1 pseudogene is annotated in these 464 nt (G+C 63.1%); it reads right to left on the minus strand.

The features are described from left to right. Positions 1-464, minus strand: a pseudogene (locus tag ACYPYD_RS22760) (AsmA family protein); the annotation flags it as partial.

Consider the following 464-nt stretch of genomic DNA (forward strand, 5'->3'; position numbering starts at 1 on the left):
ACCGCCTCGGTGCCGAAGCTGAAGCCGCCGCGCCCGGTGACGACGTTTTTGCTGGTATCGATCAGGATCGGATCGGCAACTGCCGTGCCGCTGCGGACGGTGAAGGCGAGCAGGCCGCAGTTCACCTCGATCGGCTTCTTGAGCTTGCCCTGGAACATCTTCTGCACGAACGTGCCAATATCAAGTTCGGCGAGTTGCGCGTTTTTCGTCCACAAGGTGCCTTGCGGCATTACGAACGCGATCCGACCGGACGAGCTTGCCAGGGAATCGTGGACCGTATCGCCTCTGCCTTCCAAATGGATACGTCCGCGGATCGTGCCGGTGGTGCCCGAGTCCGCCAGCCCATATCCGGCGAGCAGCCGTCCCATCGGCGTGGTTGCAAGCCGGATGTCGTAGCGTATTGCCGACGGCCGCTGGCGGGTGTCGAATATCAGGTCCGAGGCCACATCGCCGCGCGCCATCGA

It is taken from the genome of Novosphingobium sp. 11B, assembly GCF_054589055.1.